The sequence below is a fragment of the Brachybacterium sp. EE-P12 genome (genome assembly GCF_003711805.1).
In the GTDB taxonomy this organism is placed as follows: Bacteria; Actinomycetota; Actinomycetes; order Actinomycetales; family Dermabacteraceae; genus Brachybacterium.
Window position 1 is genome coordinate 217,962 of the sequence record NZ_QXCP01000010.1, and the last position, 20,115, is coordinate 238,076.

16 protein-coding genes are annotated in these 20,115 nt (G+C 72.5%); 8 read left to right on the plus strand and 8 right to left on the minus strand.

Annotated features, from left to right (window positions below):
• Positions 1–136 precede the first annotated feature (136 nt).
• A complete protein-coding gene (locus D1648_RS15875; RefSeq protein WP_370239837.1) occupies positions 137–1,426 on the plus strand; it encodes a UDP-glucose/GDP-mannose dehydrogenase family protein in 1,290 nt (429 codons plus the stop codon).
• Here D1648_RS15875 and D1648_RS15880 read toward each other — a convergent pair whose 3' ends face one another.
• Positions 1,427–3,214 carry a BTAD domain-containing putative transcriptional regulator gene (locus D1648_RS15880; protein ID WP_164518769.1) on the minus strand — a complete coding sequence of 596 codons (1,788 nt, stop codon included), beginning with the start codon at positions 3,212–3,214 and terminating at the stop codon, positions 1,427–1,429.
• Positions 3,215–3,455: 241 nt separating this feature from the next.
• Between D1648_RS15880 and D1648_RS15885 the strand changes: the two genes are divergently transcribed.
• Both D1648_RS15885 and D1648_RS15890 read left to right on the plus strand, forming a co-directional pair.
• Positions 3,456–4,622, plus strand: coding sequence for an LLM class flavin-dependent oxidoreductase (locus tag D1648_RS15885; protein ID WP_122943569.1), 1,167 nt, complete (start codon positions 3,456–3,458; stop codon positions 4,620–4,622).
• Positions 4,623–4,696: 74 nt separating this feature from the next.
• Positions 4,697–5,389, plus strand: coding sequence for a CE1759 family FMN reductase (locus D1648_RS15890; RefSeq protein WP_122943570.1), 693 nt, complete (start codon positions 4,697–4,699; stop codon positions 5,387–5,389).
• A 105-nt stretch (positions 5,390–5,494) separates the two neighbouring features.
• On the opposite strand, the gene D1648_RS15895 is transcribed toward D1648_RS15890, so the two are convergent.
• Together D1648_RS15895 and D1648_RS15900 are read right to left on the minus strand one after the other, a co-directional pair.
• On the minus strand, positions 5,495–6,937 hold the full coding sequence (locus D1648_RS15895) for a sulfatase (protein ID WP_122943571.1): 1,443 nt from the start codon (positions 6,935–6,937) through the stop codon (positions 5,495–5,497).
• On the minus strand, positions 6,918–8,423 hold the full coding sequence (locus D1648_RS15900) for a sulfatase-like hydrolase/transferase (protein ID WP_122943572.1): 1,506 nt from the start codon (positions 8,421–8,423) through the stop codon (positions 6,918–6,920). The genes D1648_RS15895 and D1648_RS15900 overlap by 20 nt, the downstream gene beginning before the upstream one ends.
• A gap of 250 nt (positions 8,424–8,673) precedes the next feature.
• On the opposite strand from D1648_RS15900, the gene D1648_RS15905 reads away from it, so the two are divergent.
• From D1648_RS15905 to D1648_RS15915, 3 genes are all read left to right on the plus strand, one after another.
• A complete protein-coding gene (locus D1648_RS15905; protein WP_164518770.1) occupies positions 8,674–11,049 on the plus strand; it encodes a polysaccharide lyase 8 family protein in 2,376 nt (791 codons plus the stop codon).
• 161 nt (positions 11,050–11,210) lie between these two features.
• Positions 11,211–11,993, plus strand: a complete 783-nt coding sequence (locus D1648_RS15910; RefSeq protein WP_122943574.1) for a sugar phosphate isomerase/epimerase — start codon at positions 11,211–11,213, stop codon at positions 11,991–11,993.
• 165 nt (positions 11,994–12,158) lie between these two features.
• Complete coding sequence (locus D1648_RS15915; RefSeq protein WP_122943575.1) at positions 12,159–13,280, plus strand: LacI family DNA-binding transcriptional regulator; 1,122 nt, start codon at positions 12,159–12,161, stop codon at positions 13,278–13,280.
• 47 nt (positions 13,281–13,327) lie between these two features.
• On the opposite strand, the gene D1648_RS15920 is transcribed toward D1648_RS15915, so the two are convergent.
• From D1648_RS15920 to D1648_RS15925, 3 genes are all read right to left on the minus strand, one after another.
• Entirely contained in the window at positions 13,328–14,317 is a 990-nt protein-coding gene (locus D1648_RS15920) for an MFS transporter (protein WP_241155544.1), read from the minus strand.
• Positions 14,318–14,323: 6 nt separating this feature from the next.
• Entirely contained in the window at positions 14,324–14,563 is a 240-nt protein-coding gene (locus D1648_RS18325) for a hypothetical protein (protein ID WP_241155545.1), read from the minus strand.
• Between the two features lie 145 nt (positions 14,564–14,708).
• Positions 14,709–15,725 (minus strand): zinc-binding dehydrogenase, encoded by a 1,017-nt coding sequence (locus D1648_RS15925; protein WP_122943576.1) that lies wholly within the window; start codon positions 15,723–15,725, stop codon positions 14,709–14,711.
• A 131-nt stretch (positions 15,726–15,856) separates the two neighbouring features.
• Here D1648_RS15925 and D1648_RS15930 point away from each other — a divergent pair, with 131 nt between their 5' ends.
• A complete protein-coding gene (locus D1648_RS15930; RefSeq protein WP_164518771.1) occupies positions 15,857–16,786 on the plus strand; it encodes a LacI family DNA-binding transcriptional regulator in 930 nt (309 codons plus the stop codon).
• Between the two features lie 57 nt (positions 16,787–16,843).
• On the opposite strand, the gene D1648_RS15935 is transcribed toward D1648_RS15930, so the two are convergent.
• Both D1648_RS15935 and D1648_RS15940 read right to left on the minus strand, forming a co-directional pair.
• Positions 16,844–17,884, minus strand: coding sequence for a hydroxyacid dehydrogenase (locus tag D1648_RS15935; RefSeq protein WP_122943578.1), 1,041 nt, complete (start codon positions 17,882–17,884; stop codon positions 16,844–16,846).
• Between the two features lie 28 nt (positions 17,885–17,912).
• On the minus strand, positions 17,913–19,046 hold the full coding sequence (locus D1648_RS15940) for a substrate-binding domain-containing protein (protein WP_122943579.1): 1,134 nt from the start codon (positions 19,044–19,046) through the stop codon (positions 17,913–17,915).
• A gap of 386 nt (positions 19,047–19,432) precedes the next feature.
• Here D1648_RS15940 and D1648_RS15945 point away from each other — a divergent pair, with 386 nt between their 5' ends.
• Positions 19,433–20,107 carry an ABC transporter substrate-binding protein gene (locus D1648_RS15945; protein WP_241155546.1) on the plus strand — a complete coding sequence of 225 codons (675 nt, stop codon included), beginning with the start codon at positions 19,433–19,435 and terminating at the stop codon, positions 20,105–20,107.
• The last annotated feature ends 8 nt before the right edge of the window (positions 20,108–20,115 follow it).

Below are 20,115 nucleotides of genomic sequence, written 5' to 3' on the forward strand. Positions count from 1 at the left end.
CGAAGGAGAACCCTGTGCACTCAGCAGAGACCCCCACCGACCTCCCGCCCCGGATCACCGTGATCGGCACCGGATATCTCGGCGCGACCCATGCGGTCTGCATGGCACAGCTGGGATTCGAGGTCTCGGCGTCGACGTGGACGCCGCGAAGATCGAGGCGCTCACCGGCGGCCGTCTGCCCTTCCACGAGCCGGGACTGCCCGAGGCGCTCGAGGCGGCGACGGCCTCCGGACGGCTCCGCTTCACCACCGACTTCGCCGAGGCGGCGGAGTTCGGCGACGTCCACTTCCTCTGCGTCGGCACCCCGCAGCAGTCCGGCTCCGAGGCGGCGGACCTGCGGTATCTCGAGGACGCCGCGAGCGCGCTCGCGGCCCGGATCACCCGCCCGGCCCTCATCGTCGGCAAGTCCACCGTCCCGGTGGGCACCGCCGCGAGGCTGCGCGGACTCGTGCGCGGACTCTCGCCGGCCGGCGAGGAGCTCGACCTCGCCTGGAACCCGGAGTTCCTGCGGGAGGGCTTCGCCGTCCAGGACACCCTGCACCCGGACCGGCTCGTGCTCGGCGTCGCCTCGACACGGGCCGAGCGGATCCTCCGCCGCGTCTACCGGCCCCTCCTCGAGCAGGACGTCCCGCTGATCGTCGCCGACCTGCCCACCTCCGAGCTGGTGAAGGTGGCGGCCAACTCGTTCCTGGCCACCAAGATCTCCTACATCAACGCGATGGCCGAGGTGTGCGAGAGCGTCGACGCCGACGTCGGCGTCCTCGCCCGCGCCCTCGCGCTCGACGAGCGGATCGGCGGGAAGTTCCTCCGCCCGGGGCTCGGCTTCGGGGGCGGCTGCCTGCCCAAGGACATCCGCGCCTTCCGGCATCGCGCCCGCGAGATCGGCGCGGGAGCGGCCGTGCGCTTCCTGGAGGACGTGGACGAGATCAACGCCCGTCGTCGCACGCGCACCGTCGAGATGGTCAGGGAGCTGGCCGGCGGCTCCCTCCTCGGGGTGCGGGTCGCGGCGCTCGGCGCCGCCTTCAAGCCGGACTCCGACGACGTGCGGGACTCCCCCGCTCTCGACGTCGCCCGCCGGATGCAGCTCGAGGGCGCCGACGTGCGCGTCTACGACCCGGAGGCGGCGCAGAACGCCCGGCGCGCACATCCGGAGCTGTGCCTCGTGCCCACCCTCGGCGACGCGGTGCTGGGAGCCGAGGTCACGGTGCTGCTCACCGAATGGGACGAGTTCCTCGCCGCGCCTGCCGCGGAGATCGGCGCACTGGTCCGCGAGCGTCGGATCCTCGACGCGCGGCAGGCCCTGGACGAGCGGCGCTACGCCGAGGCCGGGTGGGAGTACCGCACGCTCGGCCGCCCTGCACGAGCGCCGAGCCTCGACGTCGAGGGGCGGGGCGCGGGGCGGAAGGCGGCCCCGATCGAGCTGTGATCAGGCACCGCGGCCGACCTTCTGAACCAGCTCGGCACGGACCTGCGGCAGCAGCGGGTATCCCACTCGGCGGTAGAAGGAGAGCGCCTCGGAGTAGTACCAGGCGGCGCGGATCGGCTCCGACAGCGCCATCGCGGCGTCGCCGGCCCGCGTCGCCGCGCGGGCGGCGAAGCCCCAGCACCCGCAGCGGCGGGCGATGCTGAGCGCTTCCCGGGCGTGCAGCCGTGCCGCCTCCGGGCCTCCCCACATCAGCTGGGCCTTGGCCATCGCGGCGTGGGCGAAGGCGGCCATCGGCAGGCGCCCGTCCTCATGGGCGGCGTTGATGGCGCGGTGGAACCACTCGAAGCACTCGTCGTGGCCGCCGTCGCGCAGGGAGCTGGCGAGCTCGACGAGGATCGGTCCCCGATCCGCGCGCACGCCCGGCCGGGAGGCGAGGTGCAGGGAGCGGCGGGCCGCCGCCGCGGCCGCCTCGGGGTCGCCGCGGCGCCGATCCACCTGGCTGCGCACCCGCCACCACATCGCGGCGGCCCCCAGCGCCGGGATCGACGTCGTCGAGTCGGGCGGGCAGGGGACCTCGCGCAGGATCCGGGCGGCCTGCTCGATCCGTCCGGAGTGGGCGAGCAGCAGGGCGCGCACCAGGCGGAGCCTCAGGTCGGTCCCCGTCGTGCGCTCCTCCAGCTCGAGCGCCTCGTCGAGATAGTGCTCGGCGCGGGAGAGGTCCCCGGTGATGCCGATGACCGCCGCGAGGTCGCCGAGCGTGGTGGCGACCTCGTCCTCCCGTGCGGCGGCCCGGTGCACGGCCTCGATCTGGCCGAGCAGCTCGAGGGCCTCGTCGAGCTTCCCCTTCATCGCGAGCGACCGGGCGAGCCGCCTCCTCGCCCGGAGGGCCTGCTCCCGGGTGCTGGTCCTGGCCAGCTCCCGTCGCAGCACCCCTTCGTCCATGTCGTCGGAGGCGACGGTCCCCGCCCGGTCGCGCGCGTCCCGGTCGGCGGGCTGCTCGAGCACCATCGCCCGTGCGGCGAGGAGCTCGCGGCCCGGGGCGAGGGCGAGGACTTCGAGCGCCTCGCGGGTCGCCTCGAAGACGGCGATGGCCTCGGAACGTCGACCGACCCGGTTCAGCGCGGTCATCCACAGCACCTGGAGGCTCTCCCTGCTCCGGTGCTCGGCGGCGACCGGCGCCAGCACGTCCAGCGCGGCGTCGTGCTCCCCGCGGTCCAGGAGGTGCGCGAACCGCGTCTCCTGCGCCAGCAGGTACATGTCCTCGAGCCGATACCGCTCGGCCACGACGTCGGGGTGCTCGACATCGGGGAAGGGCGCTCCCGCCCAGAGCTCGGCGACGTGCTCGAGGCGCTCGAGCAGCTCGGGCTCGGCCCTGCCGCGGACGTGATCGGCGAGGACGCCGCTGACGGCGCTCTCGAAGCGCCACACGTCGACGGCCTCCGGCGGCACGTCGAGGCGGTAGCCGTCGGGGCCGCTCTCGATGGCGCCGGTCGCGAGCCGGCCGCGCAGTCGGTGGATGTGCAGATGCAGCCGGGAGTCGGCTGCGGAGGAGGGCTCGTCCGGCCACAGCGCCTCGGTCAGCGTGTCCGGCGACGTCCACTGCGGGGCGCGGAGCGTCAGCAGCGCGAGCAGGAGGCGCTGCAGGGTGCCGACGACCTGGCGGGCCCCGTGATCGTCGGTGATCTCGAACCTTCCGATGACGTTGATCGTCATTGGCGGGACTATATCGACGCCGGTGGGTGCGAGGAAGGCCTCGTCCCGGCGGGCGTGCGTGAGCGGGACTGTCATGCGGCGGGCTCCGATCCTCTCTGGCTGCAGGCGTCGCCGACGACGTCGGCTCCGACCGCGCGGCAGACTCCCGGCACCGCCTTTCATGTCGCTTTCGTCCCGTATGACCGACGACGCCACCCCGCCCCCACCAGGCGCTCGCCGGCCCCTCGGCGACCCCTTGCCAGTCTCGACGAGGATAGTTTAGAATTGAACCATCTAGACGTCGCGCCCATCGCGCCCCATCACCGGAGGACATCCCATGCAGTTCGGAATCTTCACCATCGCCGACATCACGCCCGATCCGACGACTGGGAAGGTGCCCACCGAGAACGAGCGCCTGAAGAACATGGTCGAGCAGGGCAGGCTCGCCGAGCAGGTGGGTCTGGACGTCTTCGCGATCGGCGAGCACCACAACCCGCCCTTCGTCACCTCCTCCCCCACCACGACCCTCGCCTACGTCGGTGCGCAGACCGAGCAGATCATCCTCTCCACCGCGACCACGCTGATCACCACCAACGACCCGGTGAAGATCGCCGAGGACTACGCGATGCTGCAGCACCTCACCGACGGTCGCGTGGACCTCGTGATGGGCCGCGGCAACACCGGCCCGGTCTACCCCTGGTTCGGGCAGGACATCCGCAAGGGCATCGAGATCGCGATCGAGAACTACGACCTGGTGCGGCGGCTGTGGACCGAGGACGTCGTGGACTGGGAGGGCCGGTTCCGCACCCCGCTGCAGCAGTTCACCTCCACCCCGCGTCCGCTCGACGGGGTCGCCCCGTTCGTGTGGCACGGCTCGATCCGCTCCCCGCAGATCGCCGAGCAGGCCGCCTACTACGGCGACGGGTTCCTGCACAACAACATCTTCTGGCCCCTGAGCCACACCGCACAGATGGTGCAGCTGTACCGCGAGCGCTACGAGCACTACGGCCACGGCAAGGCCCACCAGGCCTACGTGGGCCTGGGCGGCCAGGCGTTCATGCGGAAGAGCTCCCAGGACGCATGGAACGAGTTCCGCCCCTACTTCGACCACGCCCCGGTCTACGGCGGCGGCCCCTCGATGGAGGACTTCACCGCGCAGACCCCGCTGACCGTCGGCTCCCCCGAGCAGGTGATCGAGCGCTACCTGACCATGGCCGACCACGTGGGCGACTACCAGCGCCAGATGTTCCTCATGGACCATGCCGGTCTGCCGCAGAAGACCGTCCTGGAGCAGATCGAGCTGCTGGGCACCGAGGTGGTCCCCGTGCTGCGCCGCGAGCTCGAGACGCGCAAGCCCGCCGACGTCCCCGAGGCGCCCACCCACGCGGCCCGGGTCGCCGCCGCCGAGGCGGAGCACGGCGCCTTCGACGACGCCTACCGCTTCGAGACCGGCGACAACTGGACCGGCCTGCGCGCCGAGGACGCCGAGAGCACCACCCGCTGACCGCGCCGCCCGGCCCGGCTCGGCCCGGCCACCGCCGGGACACACCCTCGCCCCGCTCCCTGGAAGGCTCCCCCATGACCGACACCGTTCGCCTCGTCGCCCTGTCCGCCGGGCTGTCCACCCCCAGCTCGACGCGCATGCTCGCCGACCAGCTCTCCCGCGCCGCCGCCGCCGCGCTCGGCCGTGACGGCGCCGAGGTCGAGGTCACCACGGTGGAGCTGCGCGAGCATGCCCACGACATCACCGACGCCCTGCTCACCCGCTTCCCCGGCGAGCGGCTGTCCATGGTGATCGAGTCCGTGCGCGCGGCCGACGCGGTCATCGCCGTGACGCCGGTGTTCAATCTCGGCCCCTCCGGCCTGTTCAAGACCTTCTTCGACGCGATCGACATCGAGGTCTGGAACGACAAGCCGGTGCTGCTGGGCGCGACCGCGGGCACCGCGCGACACTCCCTCGCGATCGACTACGCGATCCGCCCGCTGTTCGGATACCTGAAGGCGCAGGTCGTGCCGACCGCCGTCTTCGCGGCGTCGGCCGATCTCGGTGCCGACACCGAGGGCCAGGCCGATGAGCAGCCGCTCGCGGTGCGCGTGCGCCGGGCCGCCTCGGAGCTCGCCACGATGCTGCGGGCCGGGATCGGCACGACGGCAGCCCCGTCGGAGACCTCCGAGGGGCCGGCCGACGGAGCTCCTGCAGGGGCGACCTCGACCGTGGACGCGGAGTTCTCCGACTTCGTCCCGATGGGCAAGCTGCTCGGCCGCGGTTGAGCGCACGTCCTCGGCGGCGTCGGTCCGCGCGAGGGATCGGAGCCCGAGCGGATCAGTGCCCGAAGCGATCAGGTCGGTCCCGGTTCCGGACGATCGGGCCTCTCCTCACGCCGGCGCCATCTGCTCCGCCCACTGCTCGTGCAGGGCGGTGAGCTCGGCGACCACCTCGGGGTGCTGCGCGGAGACGTCGGCCGCGACGGATTCGTCATGCTCCCCGGGGCCGAGGGGCACCAGGCTGAGCCCGCCGCCGATGTCGGTGTGCTCCACGGCGAGCAGGTGCTCACGGTGGCCGGTGCTCGCGTCGACCCAGCGCAGCTTCCACCGGGGCGTGCGCACCGCCCACTGGAAGCCGGTGTCGAAGTGCAGCGCCTCGTGACCGCCGCCGTCGGCCGCGCCGGACGCCCCTGCCGGGGTCGATGCCGCGGCCTCCCACGCCGTGCGCAGATCGCGCCCGTCCAGCACAGCGGCCGGCGAGAGGTCCGCGCCGGCCGCCGCCGCGAAGGTGGGCAGCAGGTCCAGCGAGGAGACCAGGGCCTGCGAGCGTGCGCCCGCCGGGACGGTGCCGGGCCAGGAGACGAGGAACGGCACCCTCACCCCGCCCTCGAAGAGGCTGTACTTGGTGCCCGCGAGCGGTGCATTGTCCCCGTAGTTGCAGGTGGAGCCGCCGTTGTCGGTGAGATAGACGACCAGGGTGCTCTCGCGTCGGCCCGTCGCCTCGAGGTGGTCGAGCAGCCGCCCGATCTCGCGGTCCATGATCTCGAGCTGCGCGAGGTAGTACTCGCGCCCGTGCTCGAGACGGGGCGAGATCGCTCCGTCGTACCAGTCGAGATAGTCGGTGCTCGCAGGATCGAAGTCGTCGTGACGGGGCAGCGCGCGGGCGTCGAGCTCGTCCTGCGGCAGCTGCCAGGCGAAGTTGTGCACCGCGTTGTAGGCGACCATGCAGAAGTACGGGTCCTGCTCCTCGCCGCCCTCCCCCATGAACTCCAGCGCGCGGTCGGTGAACTCGACGGTCAGGTGCTGCTCGCACTCGACCTCGCGCCCGTTCTCGCGCAGCGGGTCGACGCCGTGCGCGGGCGCCGCCTCCCCGTACTCCTCGGCGGCCGCGCGGGAGTGGTGCAGGTAGTGCAGACGGCCCATGCTCAACCCGGCCAGGCCGTAGAGGCTCTCGTCGAAGCCGTGGTTCTCGGGGCAGGCGCGGTCCCCCGGCCGCTCGGGCCCGTAGTGGACCTTGCCGAAGTACCCGGTGCGGTATCCGGCCTGCTGCAGCACCTCGGGGATCACGGGCTGATGCGGGGGCGGGAATGCGGAGGTGTCGAACCATCGGGCGCCCCATCGCTGCTGGTGGGCGCCCGCGATGAGGCCGGCGCGGGAGGGTGAGCAGATCGGTGCGGTGACGTAGCCCTGGTCGAAGACCGTGCCCTCGCGTGCCAGGCGGTCCAGGTGCGGTGTGCGCGCATCCGTGCTGCCTCGCGCCGAACGGTCGGCATATCCGTGATCGTCCGAGACGATCAGCAGGATGTCGGGTCTGTCAGGCGCGTCGCTGCGCATCGTGGTCTCCTCCTGGGGGTGTCGTCCGGTCAGCGGGCGCCACCTGGCCGGTGCCGTCGATGGTGGAGTGCCAGCCGTCCAGCGACTCCGTGCTGTGCTTCGCGAACCAGTCCTCCAGCGCCCCGCTGAGCTCCCGGAGCCTGCTGCCGTACGCAGGATCCGTCGAGAGGTCGTGGACCTCGTCGGGGTCCTCCAGCAGGTCGTAGAGCTCCGTGGGGCCCTCGCGGCGCAGGACCAGCTTCCAGCGCTCGGTGCGCAGCATGCGGTTCGCCCCGTACTCGTCATGGATCACGACCGCCGCCTCTTCGCCCTCGACGGTGCCCGGTGCCCCTGCTGCGTCGTGGAGCAGGCGCGGGGCCAGCGAACGCCCTGCGCGCAGCGGATCCTCGTGCGGGACGGCGCCGGTGAGCTCCGCGAGGGTGTCGAGGAGGTCCACCGCCGAGGCCGGGCGTGAGTCCACGGCACCGGCCGGGATCCGTCCCGGCCAGCGCACGATGAACGGAACCGTGATCGACGGCTCCCAGAAGTTCAGCGGGAAGGTCCCGTTCCCCTTCCCCCAGATCCCGTGATGCCCGCAGGAGAATCCGTTGTCCGAGGTGAAGACGACGATCGTGTTCTCGAGCAGACCACGCTGCTCGAGATCGTCCAGGAGCGCGCTGATGCTGCGATCCACACCGCTGACCGCTGCGCAGTAGCCGGCGAGCGCGCTGTGCCGGTCCGCCACGGCGCGCCGGAAGTTCTCCTCGCGGAACCACGGATGCAGCGGAGGTGCGGGCACGGAGGGGAAGTCGGTGTCCGCGTAGAGGTCGAGCAGCTCCTGGGGATGGTTGCCGTCGAACCAGGGGTCGTGGGGCGCGGTCCAGTTCACCTGGAGGAAGAACGGGGCGGTGTCGTCCCCTTCGTCGATGCGGCGCAGGAAGTCCAGGCCCTGCCGGGTGATCGCGTCGGTGAGATGGGCGGGCTCCTCGGCCGGCTCCGCGGGGCGCACCGGGGTCCCGGTCTCCTCGTCGAACCGCCAGATCGGGGCGCCGTGATAGGGGCCGCCGCCGAGCTGGTGCGCCCACCAGTAGTCGAAGCCGGGCGCGGGGCGGTCGGAGGAGCCCATGTGCCACTTGCCCACCATCCCGCAGCGGTATCCCCCGCGCGAGAGCATCGCGGCGATCGAATCGGCTCCCGCGGCGCGCTCGAGGAAGTCCGGGTCGAACGGCGGCGTCGGTGAGGCGGTGCGGGCGAGGGCCTCGGGTCGGATCCAGTCGTGGACGCCGTGGGCGGAGGGCATCCGTCCGGTGGCGAGGCTCGCGCGGGCCGGCGAGCAGACCGGTGAGGCGCAGAAGAACCGGTCGAAGGTCATGCCCTCCCGCTGGAGGCGGTCGAGCGTCGGGGTGTGCAGCTCGGGCATCCTCGAGCCCAGCGCCCAGGCCCCCTGGTCGTCGGTGACCAGGAGCAGCACATTGGGGGGCGTGTCGCCCGGGGACCTGCCAGACATCGTCACCGTGACCTCTCGGAGTCGGAGCAGAGCAGTCGCCACGCTATCGGCAGACGCTTGCCCGGGGAAGCTGCCGCGGCCGTGCAGGGCAGCAATAGGTGAGTTCTGCGGGCAGGCGAGGCCCGCAGCGGCCGTGTCGTCCGACTTGTCCGTTGACAGAGAACCCGGACGCACTAACGTCGAGAGCGGAATGCGATTTCCCCCACCGATCGCCTGTCCGGCGCACCGCGGCACCGCCGCCCCGGGAGCCGTGCAGCAGACCCCGGAGGTCCTCATGCAGCCCACTCGTCGTCATCTCCTGCACACAGCCGGCGCGGGCGGCCTCGTCGGCGCCCTCGCCCTGCTCGCCCCGGATCTCGCCGCCGCGGCACCGGAGCTCGAGGACGACGGGTTCGAGGAGCTCGCCTCGCGCTGGGTCGACCAGCTCACCGGCCGGCACCTGCTCGTCCCCGGCCAGGCCCGCTTCGACGATCTGATCGAGGACATCGACAGCGACGCCGACGAGTTCCTGGACCAGCTGAACCCCGCCGGCTCCGCCACCGTCTTCGCCGATCTCGACTACGACGCGGACCCGAACCTCACCACGACCGTCCAGCGGCTCGCCCACCTCGCGACGGCATGGGCGACGCCCGGCTCACGGCACCACGACGACGCGACGCTCCGCGATCTCGTCATCGTCGGCCTGCGTGACTTCCGGTCCCGGATCTACAACCCGTCCCAGCCCGAGTACGGCAACTGGTGGACCTGGGAGATCGGGGTGACGCGCGCCCTCGCGGACGCCATGGCGATCCTTCGCGAGCACCTCGCCGACGAGGACGTCGCCGCCTTCGGCGACTCGATCGACTTCTACGTCCCCGACCCCTGGGAGCAGTTCCCCGAGGAGCGCGGCCGGATCACCTCCGAAGGAGCGAACCGTGTCGATCTGTGCCAGGCGGTGATCATCCGCTCCATCGTCGGGCGCGACCGGGAGAGGCTGGCGCACGCCATCGCCGGGCTCTCGGCCGTCTGGCAGATCGTCGACGAGGGCAACGGCTTCTACGAGGACGGTTCGTTCATCCAGCATTCGACGATCGGCTACACCGGAACCTACGGCCTCGTGCTGCTCTCCGGGCTGTCGAGGCTGTTCGCCCTGCTCGCCGGCACGGCGCACGACATCGACGACCCCTCCCGCGCGAACCTCACCGATGCGATCGAGCGCTCCTTCGCCCCGCTGATCCACGAGGGCCGGATGATGGACGCCGTGCGGGGCCGGGCGATCTCCCGGGAGGCCGAGCGCTCCCTCGACAACGGCAACGATGCGATCGAGGCGGTCCTGCGGCTGTCCGAAGCGGTCGACGAGGAGACCGCGCAGAGGTGGCGGGGCCTGTGCCGGGGCTGGATCGAGGACAACTCCGCAGCGACCATCCTCCACGAGGGCCCGATCACCCGCCTCGCCCTCGTGAGCGCGCTGATGGACTCCGACGTGGGCGCGCACCGCCTGCCGCCGGGACCCACCGTGTTCCCACAGATGGACCGGGTGGTCCATCGCGGGAGCAGCGGCTGGAGCGCCTGTGTGGCCATGTGCAGCGACCGCATCGCCTGGTACGAGTGCGGCAACGGGGAGAACGAGCACGGGAGCCTGACCTCGCAGGGGATGGTCTACCTCTATCTGCCCCAGACCGACAACCACTTCGACGACGAGTTCTGGGCGACCTGCGACCTGCAAGGGCTGCCCGGCACCACCGTCGACACGACGCCGCTGCCGCCCCGGGTCGAAGGACAGTGGGGCGAGTCCGTCCCCGAGGACGCCGAATGGGCCGGCGCCACCACCCTCGGGACGATGACGCTGGCCGGCCAGCACCTGATCGCCCCGGGCGGCACCGGCCTCACCGCACGCAAGACGTGGCTGCTGCTCGAGGACCGGATCGTCGCCCTGGGCAGCGACATCCGCACAGGCACCCGCGCCGAGACGAAGACGGTCCTCGAGCACCGCAACCTCGGCGCGCGGCCGGGCCGGCTGCTGGTGGACGGGGAGGCGATCGGCGCGGACCCCGTCGAGGTCGACGGCGCGACCTGGGCCCATCTGGAGGGGACCGGCGGGTACGTGCTGCTCGAGGACACCCGCCTGCGGGCCGTGCAGGATGAGCGCGCAGGCAGCTGGAGCCGCAACCACGCATCGGGGAGCGAGGAGACCCTCCGCCGCCACTACGCGACGCTCGAGGCGGTGCACCCCGGGGAGGGTTCCTCGTACGCCTACGTGCTGCTGCCAGGGGCCGGGGAGGAGGAGACCCGCCGCGCCGCCTCGGACCCCGGCGCGGAGATCGTCCGCAACGACGACGTCGCACAGGCGGTCCGTGCGGGTCGGGTGCTCGCAGTGAACTTCTGGGCCGAGGGACGGGTGCGGGACGTCGCGGCGCGGGGACCCGCCTGCGTGATGATGCAGGACGTCGGGCGCGCGCGTGAGCTCAGCATCTCGGATCCGACCCACCGTCAGGACACCGTCCGTCTCGAGCTCGAGGGCGCCCCGCGCCTGCAGGCGACGGACACGGACCGGGTGAGCGTCAGGCAGGTGCGGGGGCGCCTCGACCTCACCGTGGACACCTCCGGGCTGGGCGGGCGCTCGGTCCTCGTCACGCTCGCCCCGTAGACCATGAGGCCTCGTACGCTGAGCTCACCGTGGCCGATGCGCTCGCTCACCGCCCGCCGTCGTGGGCCCCGAGGGCCTGCAGCGCCTCGAGGAAGCACCGTCGGCCTGCGATACGGTGGCCACAATCGCTTTCCTGCCTCGTCGCGATCGGAGGGATCCGCATGATCCGCCCGGGCCTGTGCTCCGTCACCTTCCGCGAGCTGCCGGCCGAGGACGTGGTGCGCCACGCCGCGGCCGCTGGACTCGAGGGCATCGAATGGGCCGGCGACGCGCACGTCCCGCCGGGCGATCTCGACGCGGCCACGCACGCCCGCACCCTCACCGAGGACGCCGGCCTCGTCGTCACCTCCTACGGCTCCTACCTGTCCTTCGTCGGCACCGACTCGGCGGTGCACGCCGAGGGCGGGGCGGTGATCGCCGCGGCCCGCGCCCTCGGCGTCCCGCGGGTCCGGGTGTGGGCGACCCGCACCGGCTCGGAGGAGACCTCCGCCGAGGATCGTGCCCGCGCCGTCGGCCGGATCCAGGACTTCGCCGACCGTGCCGCCGAGCACGGCCTGGAGATCGGCCTCGAGTTCCACGGCCGCACCCTCACCGACGAGATCGGCTCCACCCTGCGCCTGCTCGACGAGGTGGGGCGCGCGAACGTGACCACCTACTGGCAGCCCCACCAGGACATGCCCACCCGGGAGGCTCTGGACACGCTGCGCGCGGCGCTGCCCCGCACCTCCACGATCCACGTGTTCTCCTGGTGGCCGCGCAGCGAGCGGCTGCCGCTCGCCGAGCGCTCCGACCTGTGGGAGGCGGCCTTCGCGATCCTCGCCGCCACCGGCAAGGACCGCGACGCGCTGCTCGAGTTCGTCCCGGGCGACGACCCGGCGCTGCTGCAGCGCGAGGCCGATGCGCTGCGCACCCTGATCACCGCCGGCGAGGAGATCGCGCGCTGAGAGCGCTGCGCGTGCCGCGCGCGACCGGGGCGAGATCACAGCCCCGAACCTCCCGTGACGCCCTCGCGGCCATGGCCGGATCGTTATGCTGGCCCTCCCGGGACAGCGTTTCCCGGCCGTCCGTCGGACCACCCCGGTGCGCCCACCCTGGAAGAAGGAGCCCCGATGCCCGCCGTGCGCCTCAGCGACGTCGCCAAAGATGCGGGCGTCTCGCTCGCCACCGCCTCCCGGGTCCTCAACGGCTCGGCCCGCGTGCCCGGCAAGGAGGTCGCCGAGCGGGTGCGCGCCGCCGCGGACCGTCTGGGCTACGTCCCCAACGCGCAGGCGCAGGCCCTGGCCCGCTCGCGCTCCGGCCTGATCGGTCTGGTCGTGCACGACATCGCCGACCCCTACTTCGCGACGATCGCGCGCGAGGTCCAGCAGCAGGTCTTCGCCTCGCAGTCCCAGGTGCTGCTCACCCAGACCGATCGACGGATCGACACCGAGGTGCGGGCGCTGCGCTCCCTGATCGCCCAGCAGGTCGACGCGCTCGTGCTGGTCGGCTCCCACCGCTACGGCACCGAGGACGACACCGCGATCAGCACCCTGCTGGAGGGCTTCGAGCGCAACGGCGGGAAGGTCGTCGGCCTCGGACAGTCCCTCGGCGTGGGACGCACGATCGTGGCTGACGACGCCGGAGCCGCCCACGAGCTCGCCACCGCCCTGGTCGTCGAGGGGCACCGGCGCTTCGCGGTCGTCGAGGGCATCGCCGGTATCCCCTCGGCCGGCTCCCGCACCGGCGGGTTCATCGCCGCGCTCACCGAGGCGGGGATCGAGCCCGAGCTGAGCATCGCCGCGGATCTCACCCGCGACGGCGGCCTCGAGGCCGCCGCCCGGGTCGCCGAGCACCTCGAGGGCTCCGCCGGCGCCGGCTCCGAGCCGCTGTGCCTGTTCGCCCCGGCCGACGTGATGGCCCTCGGCGCGCTCGGCGAGCTGCGCCGTCGCGGCCTGGACGTGCCGGGCCGGGTCGCGGTCGCGGGTTTCGGCGGGGTCGTCGCCGCGGCCGACGCGAACCCGACCCTGACCACGATCGAGCTGCCGCTGGCCCAGATGGCGGGGCGCGCGGTGGAGTGGGTGCTCGAGGGCGCATCGGCGGCGCCCCCGGCGGCCGACGGCCAGTCCGGGAGCGGGCTCGCGGCCGGCGCAGACGCAGCCGGCGTAGACGTCGCGGACGCCGCGGCGCGCGAGGTGCACGTGCGCGGCGACGTGCAGCTGCGGGAGTCGACGGCGCTCGCGGCCGGGGACTGAAACCCTCCCCCGCCCCGCCAGGGGCCGGGCGCTCCCCTGCCCCGACGTCAGGCCGCCGCAGGAGCGTCCTCGAGCGGCTCCGCTCCGCGTCGCAGCGTCAGCAGCGCGGCCCCGGCGGCGAGGAGCGCGGCGCCGGTGGTGGTCACGCCCAGCGGCAGGATGCTCAGCGAGCCCGCGATCCCGACGAACGGCGCGGCCAGGCCCCCGAAGCCGTAGCGCACGGTGCCCAGGATCGAGCCCGCGGTGCCGGCCATCTGCGGGTATTCGGCCAGGGCGAGCGTCGTCGCGGCCGGGGAGCAGAACTGCGCTCCGGAGGCCAGCAGGAACAGCGAGGCGATCACCTCTGCCAGCGGCATCGGCATGAGGCCGGCCAGGAGTAGCCCGAGGCAGCCCGCCGCCGTCAGCGCGATGCCGAGGAACAGCGCGCCGTGCACGCTCCACCGCTCGGCGGTGCGCCCGCCCAGCCAGCCGAACAGCACGCCGCCTGCGGAGTTCAGCGCGAAGGCGGCCGCGTACCACTGCGGGGACAGTCCGTAGATCTCCTGGAGCACGTAGGTGGAGCCGGCGAGATAGGAGAAGATCGCGGCGAAGACGAAGCCCTGGGAGAGGACCGCGCCGAGGAACACCCGGTCTGCGACCAGGATGCGCAGGGCGGCGCCGGTGCGTCGCAGGCCGCCCGCGGTGCGGTGCTCGGGCGGATGCGTCTCGGTGAACAGCCGCGCCGACATCAGCAGCAGCACGAGTCCCACCAGCGCGAGGAAGCCGAACAGCCCGCGCCAGTCCACGACCGTGTTCAGCATCCCGCCGATCATGGGACCGACGATCGCGGCGGTCGGCCCGGCCACCGCGAGCCGGCCGTAGAACCGGATCAGCTCGCGCCCGTCGAAGATGTCGCGGCCCGCGGCCTGGGCGATCACGATGCCGACGCCTCCGGCCAGCCCCTGCACGAAGCGCGCTGCGACGAGCACCTCGATGCTGGGGCTGAGCGCGCACAGCGTCGAGGTCAGCACGTAGGCCGTGACACCGATGAGCAGCACGCGGCGTCATCCGTGCTGGTCGGAGACGGGCCCGGCGAGCAGCTGCCCGGCGGCGAGCCCCAGCAGGCAGGCCGTCACGGTCAGCTGCGCGACCGACGTGGTCGCCTCGAGCTCGCGGGTCAGCGCGGGCAGCGCCGGGAGATAGAGGTCCATCGAGATGGGCCCGAAGACCGTCAGCAGCAGCAGGATCCAGGGCAAGGCCCGGGAGACGGCCGGTGCCGCGGGGGCGGGACGGGTGGTGGTCACGGCAGGCGGGGGCCTTCCTCGCGCAGGGGATGGGGACAGGGCGAGTCCACCACCCCCTGCCAGGGCGAGCCAGGCCCTGACAGAGACACCCAGGGGCGACGCGGGGACGGGCGCACGGTCGGCCTGGTCGCGAGCCCGCTCCGTCTCACCCGAAGGTGACGACCACCTTGTCGGCGGCACCGGGGGTGCGGGCGAGGTCCAGGGCCTCGAGTGCCCGGTCGAAGGGGATCCGGTGGCTGATGATCAGCGAGTACTTCTCCCAGTTCTCGATGATGTCGTCGGTGACCTCGAAGATCTCGGTCGGGTATCCCATCGCCCAGACGAGGTTCAGCTCGGTGGTGAGGATCTCCGCGAAGTCGAGCTCGACCGGCTTCTTGTGCACGGCGACCACGCCGAGCGTCGCCCCGTGCTTCGCCATCCGCGTCACGCTCTGGGGGACGACGGCGGCGCCGGCCGCGTCGAGGTAGATGTCGGTGCCGAGCCGCACTCCCCGCACGAGCGCGCTCGCGCCATCGCCGTGCAGCTCGACGAGGCGCGCGGCGACGTCCTCCCGGGTGGAGTCGATGACGGCGTCGGCGCCGATCCGCAGCGCGGTCTCCAGACGGTCGGGCTGGACGTCGACGACGACGACGTGCGAGGCCCCGCGCCGGCGGTAGCCGAGCACCGCGCCGAGACCGATGGGCCCGGCGCCGAACACGACGACCTTGTCGCCCTCCTGCGGATCCGTGCGGTTCACCCCGTGATAGGCGACGGCCATGGGCTCGTTGAGCGCGGCGACCTCCCAGGGCACGTGCGGCGGGATGACGCGCAGCTGCCGGCCCGGCTCGGCCTCTTCGACCAGGACGTGCTCGGAAAGGCCGCCCTGCGCCCCGCCGGATCCGAGCAGACCGTCGCGGAAGGCCATGGTGTCCACGACGACGTGGTCCCCGACGGAGAAGCCCTCCACCTGGGCGCCGACCTCGACGACCTCGGCCGCGGGCTCGTGTCCGAGCGGGGTCGCGCCCTGTCGCGGCGGGATCCCGCCGTGCCGGGTGTACAGGTCGTCGGACCCGCAGATCCCGCAGGCCCGCATGGCCAGCAGGACGTCCCGGGGGCCGCAGACGGGCCGGTCGACCTCCACCCAGCCGGTGGTGTCGGGACCGGTGACATGAACTGATCGCATGAGGAACCTCTTCCTGGGCAGGTGCCCCGGTGCCGGACGGCACCGGGGCACGGAGAGCGGCCTCGTCACGGGCCGCTGTATCGATTTAGCGCAGGATATCCTGAGAACCCAGGAATGAGGAGGGGATGCAGGTGGGAGATCGACGCGCGACGCTCAAGGACGTCGCGGCGGCCAGCGGGGTCTCGCCGACCACCGTCAGCTTCGTGCTGAACCGGACCCCGGGACAGACGATCTCCGAGACGACCCGGCGGCGGGTCGAGGCCGCGGCACGGGAGCTCGACTACGCCCCGCACGGGACCGCCCGCGCCCTGCGCGAGGGCAGCAGCCGGATCGTCCTGCTCCTGGTCGAGGAGCTGGGGATCGGCAGCGCGCTGAGGAGCTTCATCGCCGGGATGCGCTCCGAGCTCGAGGCGGAGGGGTGCGCGCTCGTGGTCCACCCCGTCGGCTCGACCCCCGCGACGGTGGAGAGGATCCTCGCCGGCGTGCGCCCTCGCACCGTCCTCGACCTCACCCGTCCCTACTCCCTGGGGACGGAGGGGAGCGACGGCGGATGGGTCGACGGCATGGCCGCGCACAGCCTCACCCAGCTGCGGCACCTGATCCAGGCCGGGCACTCGCGCATCGCCCTTGCGATCCCGCCCCGGACGCGTCAGAGCGCGACGCTCGAGGCCCGACGGGGCGCGGCCCAGCTGGCCGCCGCGCGGCTAGGGCTGGAGACCCTGCGCGAGGTGGAGATCGGGGAGGAGCCCGCCGCCGCACGACGGGCGATCTCCGACCTCGCTCGAACCTCCCCGCAGGTCACGGCCATCGCTGGCCTCGAGGACGAGACGGCGCTGCGCACGCTGGCCGCGATGGCCGAGCTCGACCTGGGAGCGCCCGAGGACCTCGCGGTGATCGGCTTCGACGAATCGCGCCACTCCGCGATCTGGCGACCGACCCTGACCACCGTGCGGATCGAGGCGGAGATCTTCGGGCGGCGCGCGGCCCGGGTCAGCCTGGGACGCGATCCCGGGGAGTGGACGATCCCTCCGTCCTCGATCGTCCGTCGCGAATCCGCCTGACCTGGGCGCGGCCCGAGGCATCCGGGGTCCGCGGCGGCATGCACTGCAGCTGCGGGCTCAGGCCGTGATGTCCAGCCGGCTGCGATCCAGAGCATGGAGCGGCGTCTCGCCGCGGGAGAGCCGTCCGAGCTCCTCGAGGGCGCTGTCGGCAAGACGGTGCAGCTCGTTGCCCTGCGAGCCGGCGATATGGGGTGTGAGCTGCACGTTCGACAGGTCCCACAGCGGGTCGTCGGGGGCGAGGTCGTCGTGCACGTCGAGCACGGCGCTGATCCGGCCGCTGACGAGCTCGGCGCGCAGCGCGTCCTCGTCCACGAGCGCGGGGCGGGCGGTGTTGAGGAAGGTGGTCCCCTCGCGCATCAGCGCGAAGTGCTCGGCGGTGATCATCCCGCGGGTCGAGGGAACGTCCGGGGCGTGCAGGCTGACCACATCGCTGGCGCGGAAGAGCTCCTCGAGGTCCACCTTCCGGGCCCCGAGCGCCGCGATCTCCTCGGCTCCTGCGAAGGGGTCGTGCACCAGCACCTCGATGTCGAAACGCTGCAGATGCTCCGCCGTGAGCCGCCCGGTCCGGGAGGCGCCGATGAGGCCCACCACCGCCCCGTAGTTGCCGGTCCGACCGGTCGCGGTCCAGGCCCCCTCCCGGCCCCGTGCCCGGCGATGGTCGGCGGAGCGTGCCACCGACCGCTTGCCGGCCAGCAGGATCTGGGCGAGCGCGTATTCCGCGACCGGCACCGCATTGGCCTGCGCGGCGGTGCTGACCACGATGTCCTCGCGCTCCCATACGGCCCGCCCCACGAAGGGGGCGACCGTCCCCGCGGTGTGCACGATCGCTCGCAGCCTGGGCATGCGCCCGAGCACGCTCGCGTCGATCCGCGGGGCACCCCATCCGGTCACGAGGATCTCCACCCGCGCCGCCGTCTCGTCCGGGACGGCACCGAGATCCGGGACGGCGGACTCGGCCAGCAGCGTCACCAGCCCGCCCAGGCGGCGACGCTGCTCGGGGGTGAACAGTTCCGCGTCGAGACCGCTGCTCATGGCGAGCAGGGCGGCCGGACGCGCCGACGGGGCGTGCTGGCTCGGCCGGACAGGCTGGGTGGTCACGGAGGTCCTCCGAAAGGGGTTGCTGGGTTCAGTCCCGGGTAGCCGACGCGCGACCCGGAGGCGGTGCGGTGCTTCCGCGCACATGGAGCCTCGGGAGGAGCTCGGTGCGCTCGCAGGGGGCGGCGGGCGTCTCCAGGCGCCGCATGAGCATCTGCACCGCACGAGCACCGAGGGCCGGCTTGTCCGGGCCGACGGCGGTCAGCGCCGGCCGAGTGAGGGTGGAGAGCTCGTCGTCGTGGGCGGTGATCGACAGCTCCCCGGGGACATCGATCCCTCGACGGCTGGCCTGCTGCATGACCAGGAGCGCCGCCTCGTCGGAGTGGACGTGGACACCCGTCACGCCGTGCTCGAGGCACAGGTCCAGGAAGGAGTCGATCTGCTGTGCCGGGGCCGTCCCGTGGGTGTCGAGCACACCGAGAGCGGAATCCTCCGCCGACAGGTCGAACAGCTCGTGCGCACGCCGCCAGGCGACGAGGATCTGCGGCACCGTGGGACTGGTCCGGTCATGCAGCAGCCCGAGCCGGCGGTGCCCGAGTCGGTGCAGATGGGCGAAGGCCTCCAGCGCGCCCTGCTCGTGATCGGTGCGCACCGAGTCCACGCCGGCGCACGTCGGATCCAGGTCTCGCAGGTCGCGCTCCATGAGCACGGCCGGGACCTCCAGCGCCCTCAGCTGCGCGAGCAGCTCCTCGGAGGCCGCGCCCGAACGAAGATCCGGAGCGAGCAGCAGCGCGTCGACGGCACCCTCGCCGGTCAGCCGGGCGAGGCTCTCCAGGCAGTCCTCGGCGCGGGGCGAGGCGGCCTCGATGTGCAGGCGTGCCCCGTGCCCGTCGGCCGCTGAGCTGGCGCCCTGCAGGATCCGGGGCCAGTAGTAGGTCAGCGAGGGGACGATCACCCCGATGTCCTTCAGGATCGCAGCGCCGCCGGCCGCGGCTGCACGACCGGAGCTCCGGTCCGGTTCGTCACGCAGCGCCAGACGGTGGGCGCCGCCGCGGACCTGCCGCAGCAGGCCCTCCTCGGCCAGGACGGCGATGTCACGCCGCACCGTGATGACGGAGACGCCGAGCTCGGCGGCGAGGTCGGCGACGCGGGCCTCGCCGGCCGCGTTGACACGGTCGAGGATCTCCTCGCGCCGACCGACGGGCAGCGAACGCGTCTGCGCCATGAGGTCTCCGTTCTCTTGTGCGGCGCGGGGACTCGGAGAGCGGTGCAGGTCCTTCCACCCGGGCCGTGCCGCGGTTCCTCGGTGCGCCCCGGACCGCACCTGCCATACCCGCCGCAGCGAGGTCGGGGACCGCTTCGACAGGATAGGCGGCTCCCGCGAACACATCATAAAGCATCACGAACGATCAGCAACGGACCATACGCCGCCGGAAAGACACCTTGACAGATCGATTGTGATCACTGTTGGATACCTCGCACCGACTGTCGCTCTCGGAGCTCCCGGATCGGAGCTCCCCGCCGCGACCGCTCGCCGGAGCATGATCCGCAGGCCTCCGGGCTCGACGTGGCTGCCTTCGCGCAGCCCGCTTCACCGTGGAAGGAAGACCGATGACGTTCACCCCCACCCGCCGCAGCCTCCTGGGTGCCGCCGCTGTCTCCGTGCCGGCCCTCGCCCTCGCCTCGTGCGGCGGCGGCGAGGCCGAGCGGAACGCCGACGGCAAGATCGAGCTGACCATGGCCGCATGGGCGATCGCCACCACCCCGGAGTTCGAGGTCATCGTCGAGGGATTCGAGGCCGCCCATCCCGATGCGGCGATCACCCTCAAGGAGTACAGCGCCGATGACTACGACACGCAGCTGACCACCGATCTCTCGGCGAACTCCGCACCGGACGTCTTCCCGCTCAAGAATCTCGAGCCGTACTTCTACTACCAGTCCAACGGCGCGCTCGCCGATCTCACCGACCAGGCCTCCGCCCTGCGCGAGGACGGCAACATCGACGTCGACCTGCTCGATCTCGACGGCGGCATCTACGCCCTGCCCTACCGCCAGGACTCGTGGGTGGTCTACTACAACAAGGAGATGTTCGCTGCGGCGGGCATCGACGAGCCGGACGGCAGCTGGACCTGGGACGATTTCGCGGACCTGGCCGAGGAGCTCACCTCGGCCCTGGAGGGCACCGACTACCGGGCCAAGGGCGCGTACATGCACAACTGGCAGTCCACGTTGACTGTCAAGCTGGTTGGAGTCAGTCGGTTGGTTTGGTCAGGCTGTTTTGACTAGGTGGTTGA